Origin of the sequence: Clostridium saccharobutylicum DSM 13864, from assembly GCF_000473995.1 — a bacterium.
In the GTDB taxonomy this organism is placed as follows: Bacteria; Bacillota; Clostridia; order Clostridiales; family Clostridiaceae; genus Clostridium; species Clostridium saccharobutylicum.
The window spans coordinates 5026572-5035000 of the sequence record NC_022571.1 but is presented as its reverse complement, the minus strand read 5'-3'; the positions used below and the strand labels follow the sequence as shown (position 1 = coordinate 5035000).

The 8429-nt window shown below is 30.3% G+C and carries 6 protein-coding genes, 2 rRNA genes and 1 riboswitch (1 of these 9 only partly in view); all 8 genes read left to right on the top strand.

Features of this window, described 5'->3' with window-relative positions; all coding sequences use genetic code 11:
* A 23S ribosomal RNA gene (locus CLSA_RS21530) occupies positions 1 to 538 on the top strand (it extends 2372 nt beyond the left edge of the window).
* A 62-nt stretch (positions 539 to 600) separates the two neighbouring features.
* A 5S ribosomal RNA gene (gene rrf / locus CLSA_RS21525) occupies positions 601 to 717 on the top strand.
* 205 nt (positions 718 to 922) lie between these two features.
* Positions 923 to 1687 carry a sulfite exporter TauE/SafE family protein gene (locus CLSA_RS21520; RefSeq protein WP_022750752.1) on the top strand — a complete coding sequence of 255 codons (765 nt, stop codon included), beginning with the start codon at positions 923 to 925 and terminating at the stop codon, positions 1685 to 1687.
* Positions 1688 to 1900: 213 nt separating this feature from the next.
* Positions 1901 to 2067, top strand: a riboswitch (Lysine riboswitch).
* A gap of 136 nt (positions 2068 to 2203) precedes the next feature.
* Positions 2204 to 3067: a 4-hydroxy-tetrahydrodipicolinate synthase gene (dapA, locus tag CLSA_RS21510; protein WP_022750750.1), complete on the top strand. Its 864-nt coding sequence runs from the start codon at positions 2204 to 2206 to the stop codon at positions 3065 to 3067.
* Positions 3068 to 3602: 535 nt separating this feature from the next.
* Positions 3603 to 5258, top strand: coding sequence for a SulP family inorganic anion transporter (locus tag CLSA_RS21505; protein ID WP_022750748.1), 1656 nt, complete (start codon positions 3603 to 3605; stop codon positions 5256 to 5258).
* A gap of 161 nt (positions 5259 to 5419) precedes the next feature.
* Positions 5420 to 5578, top strand: a complete 159-nt coding sequence (locus tag CLSA_RS22730; protein ID WP_022750747.1) for a DUF1540 domain-containing protein — start codon at positions 5420 to 5422, stop codon at positions 5576 to 5578.
* Positions 5579 to 5738: 160 nt separating this feature from the next.
* Complete coding sequence (locus CLSA_RS21500; protein WP_022750746.1) at positions 5739 to 6683, top strand: aminoglycoside phosphotransferase family protein; 945 nt, start codon at positions 5739 to 5741, stop codon at positions 6681 to 6683.
* Positions 6684 to 7030: 347 nt separating this feature from the next.
* The gene (locus CLSA_RS21495) at positions 7031 to 8275 is read left to right on the top strand and encodes an ammonium transporter (RefSeq protein ID WP_022750745.1); all 1245 of its coding nucleotides are present in this window, start codon (positions 7031 to 7033) and stop codon (positions 8273 to 8275) included.
* Positions 8276 to 8429: the final 154 nt, after the last annotated feature.

The window sequence follows — 8429 nt, the reverse complement described above, 5'->3', positions numbered from 1 at the left end:
GTGGAGCAGGGACGAAAGTCGGGCTTAGTGATCCGGTGGTACCTCGTGGGAGGGCCATCGCTCAACGGATAAAAGCTACCTCGGGGATAACAGGCTGATCTCCCCCAAGAGTTCACATCGACGGGGAGGTTTGGCACCTCGATGTCGGCTCGTCGCATCCTGGGGCTGAAGTAGGTCCCAAGGGTTGGGCTGTTCGCCCATTAAAGCGGCACGCGAGCTGGGTTCAGAACGTCGTGAGACAGTTCGGTCCCTATCCGTCGCGGGCGTAGGAAATTTGAGAGGAGCTGTCCTTAGTACGAGAGGACCGGGATGGACTGACCTATGGTGTACCAGTTGTTTCGCCAGAAGCATAGCTGGGTAGCTAAGTCGGGAAGGGATAAACGCTGAAAGCATCTAAGTGTGAAGCCCACCTCAAGATGAGATTTCCCATAGCATAAGCTAGTAAGACCCCTTGAAGACTACAAGGTTGATAGGTCAGAGGTGTAAGTGCGGCAACGTATTTAGCTGACTGATACTAATAGGTCGAGGGCTTGACCAATATAATCAAGTTGTAATACATTAAGAACTATGTGCAATTTTGAAAGAACAAAACTTTCAAAATCTCGTGGTGATGGCATAGAGGTAACACTCCTTCCCATTCCGAACAGGACAGTTAAGGTCTATAGCGCCGATGGTACTGCATGGGAGACTGTGTGGAAGAGTAGGACGTCGCGAGGTAAGCATAAACGATAGTTGTAATAACTATCGTTTTTTATTTTATATATAAATATGTATTGCATTGTTTTTTAATATATTTAATGATTATTAAAATGTAAGAACGTATGTTATTATTAAATGAAATTAAAATTAATTGAGTTTTTTAAATTGTTTTTATAAGGTTCTAATTAATTTTAAAATATTTATTTAAAAATGGGGGGAGCTTATGTATTCTTATGAAATGATGTTGATGATTATATGTCCATTAGTATTTTGTGCAGGATTTGTTGATGCTGCGGCTGGAGGAGGTGGATTAATATCATTACCAGCATATATTTTTGCAGGTATTCCTATACATATTGCTTATGGAACTAATAAGTTTGCTAATTGTATTGGAACATCTATTGCATCTGTTAAGTTTTTTAAAAGTGGAAATATTAAAATAAAACCTGGAATTTTATCTGCAGTTGGGGCACTTATTGGTTCATGGTTTGGAACAAAACTTGTATTGTTCTTAGATGAGAAGTATTTAAGATATTGTTTAATGATAATTTTACCTATAGTAGCTATATTTTTGCTTTTTAATAGAAGGTTTGGATCAGAAGACTATATGAAAGAATTAAAAAATAAAAAGCTTTATTTTATAGCATTTTTTATAGGATTAATCATAGGTGCATATGATGGATTCTTTGGACCAGGAACAGGAACATTTTTAGTATTAGCATTTACATCTTTGTTAGGCTTTAATTTGATTACTGCATCAGGTAATGCTAAATTAGTAAATTTGGCATCTAATCTTTCATCGCTTGTACTATATATATTAAATGGAAAAGTCCTATATTCGGTGGGATTACCAGCAGCGATTTGTGCAGTGTTAGGAAATTATTTAGGTGCATATTTTGCTATTAAAAATGGAGCGAAAGTTATTAAACCGGTTATTTTACTTGTTGTGATTATGTTATTTGGAAAAGTAATCTATAGTTTTTTATAGATATTATGTATGATTTATAGAAGTCAAGAATCAATTATATAATTTACATAATAATAAATATAAAGTATTTACAGTATTTAAAAAAGTATATGTTGTGAATATCAATGCTAATACATATTCATTAATATCTAGACAAAAACATTCACAATTTTTAGCAATAGTGTTTACAAGCAATAGATATAGTAGTATAATTTAAAGTAATTTAATACGGAAACCTGAGGTAGAGGTGCCAGTAATAAATAGTACTTATAATGAGTCGGCAGACAATGACTTATAAGGAAAGGTATTATGGCCGAAGATTTAAATTATGCAAAAATTTATTTCTGGGGATGCATAAAATATATGTATAACTGTCACGAAAGTGGAGAGCTACAAGGAATTGATAAAATTAAAATTAAACTAACTTATTAGATTTATTTTTGATTTCTCTAAAGCTTTATACGATTAACTCTACCCGTCAGAATATTGACGGGTTTTCTTATTTAATTAATTAAATTCGAAGGAGTGTATTAATTAATGAAAGTACAAGGTGTAATAATACCATTACTTACACCATTTAAAGATGGAAAGATAGACTTTAAGTCATATGAAAGAATGGTAAATCACTATATAGATGAAGGTGTTAGTGGAATTATACCACTTGGAACTACTGGAGAATCACCTACTATTTTGTGTGATGAATATGAAGAAGTTTTAAGTAAAACAATGGAATATAATAATAATAGGGTACAAGTATATACAGGATTAGGTGGTAATCATACTAGCGAAGTAGTTAAGAAATTAAAAATTGCAGAGAGGAATAGAGTAAATGGAATATTATCTGTAGCACCATATTATTCAAGACCTAATCAAAGAGGACTTTATGAACATTTTAAAAATATATCTCAATCTACTGATTTAGATATTATAATTTATAATATTCCATATAGAACTGGAACTAATGTAGAAAATGAAACTATATTTAGATTAGCTGAACTTAAAAATATAATTGGAATAAAAGATTGTTCAGGTAATATCAAACAGACAGCGGATCTATTAATCAATAGACCAAAGGATTTTTCAATATTAACAGGAGAAGATGCATATTTTTATACTACACTTACACTTGGTGGAGATGGTGGAATAATGGCTTCGGCTAGCCTTAGAACTAGAGAGTTCATTGAGGTGTACAATTTGGTAAAGGAAAATAATCATCAAGCTGCACTTGAAAAATGGAGAGATTTATATAATATGATACCATTATTGTTTGCAGAACCAAATCCAACACCATTAAAATATTGTTTAAAGAAATTAAATTTAATTGATTCTGATGAAGTTAGATTACCAATGGTTAATATAACAAGTGAATTAGAAAGTAGGCTGGACAATATACTAATATAAAGCAATAAAAAAAGTAAGCAAGTTTAATTAATTAGGTCATTATAAATTGTATTAGCATAAATTATAAATAAATATAATAAAATAATATTATTGTATATAAGTATAAATTTGATTGATACGTGGAAAAATAAAAAAACTATCAGTACAAATTGAAATTATAAATGATATATATTCGATGGGGTTAGCCAATAGCGGTTTTAGCAATAAGCATGGCAATAAATTAAAAATAGGGGAAGTAGAGAAAGTATAGAGTGTTATTAATTCTATATTTTCTCTTTTTTTATTGATGATTTCTTATTAAAACTATATGTACTTGTATAAAAATATATGTTAAAATAACAAGGTTGTGTATAAATACTATATTTTCAATTTATTGTGATTAAATGTTACATTTTTGCAATTAAATATAAGTGTTGTAAAATAATTAAGTTTTTAGTATATTTGTACAAGTATATGTAATAAAATGTAATTAAAACAATAAATTAGAACTTGCGTAAGCATATTCAATGATAATTAAAAAGGGAAGTGATTTAAAATGATGTCCAAGTTCTTTTCTATGATTAAGAACAGGGAAATTACAAAACAACAAGTTGCGAAGGATATCATAGCAGGAATTATTGTTGCAGTAATAGCATTACCATTATCAATAGCTCTTGCGATATCATCAGGTGTTTCACCAGAAAAAGGCCTTATTACAGCAATATTCGCTGGATTTATTATTTCTTTGTTAGGTGGTAGTAAGGTTCAAATAGGTGGCCCGACAGGAGCATTTGTTGTAATAATTTATTCAATAATTCAGGAATATGGATTAAATGGATTGATTACGGCAACTATAATGGCTGGTATTATATTAGTTGTGATGGGATTATTAAGATTTGGATCACTAATTAAGTATATACCAAAGACAATTACAATAGGATTCACGGCAGGTATTGCAATAACATTAATGTCCACACAAATTAAAGATTTTTTTGGATTACATATAGATAATGTGCCGTCAGAGTTTATACAGAAATGGGAGAGTTATTTTGCAAATATTACTTCGCTAAATATATGGTCGTTAATTATCGGATTAGGTTCTATTTTTATTATAGTTCTTTGGCCTAAGGTTAATAAGACAATACCAGGATCGATGATTGCACTAATTATTGCTACATTGGCAGTTAAATTATTCAACTTGCCTGTAGAAACTATAGGCAGTAGATTTGTCGAAATTTCTTCATCTATACCAACACCAATTGCACCAACAATTAATATCTCGACAATAAATAAATTATTTACACCAGCTATAACAATAGCAATATTAGCTGCATTAGAATCATTACTATCAGCAGTTGTGGCAGATGGAATGATTAATGATACACATGATTCTAATATGGAACTTGTAGCACAAGGATTAGCTAATATCGTATCAGGACTATTTGGTGGAATACCAGCTACAGGAGCAATAGCAAGAACTGCTGCAAATGTAAGATCTGGTGGAAAAAGTCCTATATCAGGAATGGTTCATGCTTTAGTGTTATTGGCTACAATGTTAGTTCTAATGCCACTTGCTAAAATGATACCAATGACAGTACTTGCTGCTATATTGATGGTTGTATCATATAACATGGGTGAATGGAAACAATTTAGAGCTTTATTAAGAGCTCCTAAAAGTGATGTTATTGTATTGTTAGTTACCTTTGTATGCACGGTTGTATTTGATTTAGTTGTAGCGATTGGAATAGGAATGCTTATGACTATGGCATTGTTTATGAAGAGAATATCTGAAACAACTGAAATAAGGGATTTAGTAAACGAGAAAGCATTTGATGATGAACTAGCAGCAGTACTGGAAAAGGCAGATGGAAAGATAAATGTATATCAAATTAATGGTCCAATGTTTTTTGGTGTAGTACAAGAATTTATTTTAAAAATGAAAGAGCTAGAAGCGACAACAGAGGTAGTTATTTTAGATATGAGACATACTCATGCAGTTGATGCTTCAGCAATGGATGCATTGAGTACATTACATAAACACTGCAATAGGTTAAATATAAAGCTATATTTAACACATGTTCAAGAACAGCCTATGAAGGTATTGAATAATATGGGATTTGCAGTTAAGATTGGAGAAAGTAACATATACGAAACTAAAACAGAGGCTATAGAAAAAGCTTATGATTATGTGAAAAACTTACAAGTATCGTAATTTAGATAAATAATAGGTATATATCGATTGGCATGTTAAAAATAATATGAATATAAGTTTTGAAGAATTATAAAATAATCATGTCGCTGAATGAAATAAATAGCATATATAAATTTAATTTGCAAATACTATTTATGATAAAGCGATAAGGAGTGATAAAAATGGATATGAATTCAAGTATTAAATGTTCAGTTGATCAATGTAGATATCATGCTCAATCAAAAGCTTACTGTACATTAGAAGCAATTCAAGTAGGTACACATGAAAAAAATCCAACAAAAACTGAATGTACAGATTGTGAATCTTTTTCAGCAAAGTAAATTATTCACTAATGTAAAGTGTAGGTGTTCTAAAGAAAATTCTTTAGAACACCTTTTCTAATTTTGTTTTAAGATATATACTAATTAACTAGAATAAATGTTAACAATTTAAAATTAATATATTTAAAATATATATTAAAGTATGCTGGAGGTAATATTTGTGGAACATAATTGGGAGCGAACACTACCATTTTTGAAACTTGATAATATTAAGATTAATAAATTATTTAAAGGAATATTAGAAGAAAAAGACATTATAAATATAGTACCAGTGGAGGAAGGGTGTAGAACTACAAATTATATTATAAAAACAAAGAATGCAAAATATATTTTAAAAGTATTCTTTAATAAAGAACAAGATTACAAAAAAGATATAAAATTATTAAATATACTTAAAGATGAGATACCAGTTCAAAGAATATATAGAGTTGATACTGATTTAGAGATTGGCAATAGAGAATATGCTATATATGAATACATAGAAGGAAAAACAATTGGTCAATGTTTAAGAGAAGGTTACTTTATGGATGAAAAATTTGTTAAAGAAGTTGCTAGGATATTAGCTAAAATACATAGTTATAAATTTAATAAGGTTGGGTTTTTAGATGCAGATTTACATATAAAAGAAGAATTGGAACCACTTAATTTATGGTATGAGAGAGTTATTGGAGAAAGAGTAAGGAAGCGTTTAGGAAATGACATCGTAAATAAAATTAAACAAGTAGTTAAACAAAACGAGAAAAATTTGTTAGACCTTGATAAGGATTCTAGATTGGTACATGGTGATTTTCAAGGTACGAATATATTAATAAATAAAGGTATAGTGTGTGGAATTTTAGACTGGGAATTTGCAATGGCTGGACATCCATTAGAAGATATAGGACAATTTTTTAGATATGAAGAATATTTTAATAATAATTTAGTACGAGCATTTGAAGAGGAATATACTAAGATGTCAGATTATACACTTAGTGATAATTGGTATAATATAAGTAAGCTTCGAGACTTAGTAAACTTAATTCAATTAATTGGTGAAAGGGATGAAATGCCTACTAAATATGCAAATATAAAGACTATAATAGAGAAAAATTTAAGTAGATTTTAATAAGAATAACACTAAATAGATAAGCATAATATAATATATTATGAATGAAAATAAGATAGTATTTTATTTTTATAAATGTAAAATTTATTTAAAAAATGATTGACAAATTTTTAGACAAGCAATATACTATGAAATAAGAACAACGGTGTTCGAGAAATATACTTACAAAGTATACTTCTCGAACACCGTTTTTTGTTTAAAAAATTACAATATTGTGATGAGTTTAAACAAAAGATTATTTTTAGGTAATGTGCACTTACTTTCAAAATTAATGTTTATTGAAAAAATTATTAGGGAAAAATAATTAACATGATTTATTCTATTTTGATTTTAAGGGGGACTTTTTTATGGAAATTAATTTAGGCGATAGCAGTTTTATATTGATTTGTTCAGCACTTGTATTATTAATGACACCAGGACTTGCGTTTTTTTATGGTGGAATGGTTCGTAGAAAAAATGTTTTAAACACATTAATGTCATCATTCTTTATTTGTGGGCTAGCATCTGTGATGTGGGTTTTAGTAGGATATTCATTATCTTTTGGAAATGATTTTCATGGAATAATAGGTGGACTTAATTTCTTTGGATTTAATGGCGTAGGAGCGGATCCTTCGGCATATGCACCTACTATACCTCAAGAACTTTTCGCAGCATTTCAAATGATGTTTGCAGTAATTACTCCAGCACTTATAACTGGATCTTTAACAGGAAGAATGAGATTTTCAGCATTATTTATATTTATTGCTTTATGGTCACTTTTAGTGTATTATCCAATGGCTCATATGGTATGGGGTGCAGGTGGATTAATTAGTTCATTAGGAGCTGTTGACTTTGCAGGTGGAAATGTAGTTCATATAAGTTCAGGAGTATCTGGGCTTGTAGCTTGTATTGTATTAGGTAAGAGACGTGGATATGGCATGATGTCTTATAAGCCACACAATATTCCATTTGTAGTTCTTGGAGCAGCATTACTTTGGTTTGGATGGTTTGGATTTAACGCAGGTAGTGCATTAGGAGCTGGTCCACTTGCAGTACATGCATTTATGACAACAAATACTGCAGCAGCTGCAGCAATGCTTTCATGGATGTTAATTGAAAAAGTAAAACATGGTAAGCCAACAGTACTTGGAGCAGCAACAGGCGTAGTTGTAGGATTAGTTGCAATTACACCAGCAGCAGGATTTGTTCCACTTTGGAGTTCAATTATAATAGGTGCATTAGTATCTCCAATTTGTTTCTTCTTTATGGGTACAGTAAAATCTAAATTTGGTTATGATGATGCACTTGACGCTTTTGGATGTCATGGAATTGGTGGAGTTTGGGGAGGCATTGCCACAGGATTATTTGGACAGACATCAATTAACTCCGTAGCCCAATGGAATGGTCTTTTCTTTGGAGATGTTAAACTTTTAATTGCTCAAATAGAAGCGATTGCAATAACAATAATATTTGCAGGAGTTATGACATTTATAATTCTTAAGGTTATGAAATTATTTATGGATATCAGAGTTGGAAGCTTAGAAGAAGCTGATGGTCTTGATGTAGTTGAACACGGTGAAACAGCTTATCCAGCATTTACTGGATTAGACTAACACAAAATAAGATAATTGATAATATTTAACGTATAAGTTTATTATAAATAATTTCATCTAAAATAATTTATAATATGGATTTTAATTAGAAAAAATATTAAAATAAGATATAAATCTATAGTGTATATTAAGATAGATGATTAGGAGGAAATAT

Coding starts and splice junctions, on each gene's coding strand:
- CLSA_RS21520 (WP_022750752.1), top strand. CDS start 923: ATGTATTCTTATGAAATGATGTTGATGATTATATGTCCATTAGTATTT.
- dapA (WP_022750750.1), top strand. CDS start 2,204: ATGAAAGTACAAGGTGTAATAATACCATTACTTACACCATTTAAAGAT.
- CLSA_RS21505 (WP_022750748.1), top strand. CDS start 3,603: ATGATGTCCAAGTTCTTTTCTATGATTAAGAACAGGGAAATTACAAAA.
- CLSA_RS22730 (WP_022750747.1), top strand. CDS start 5,420: ATGGATATGAATTCAAGTATTAAATGTTCAGTTGATCAATGTAGATAT.
- CLSA_RS21495 (WP_022750745.1), top strand. CDS start 7,031: ATGGAAATTAATTTAGGCGATAGCAGTTTTATATTGATTTGTTCAGCA.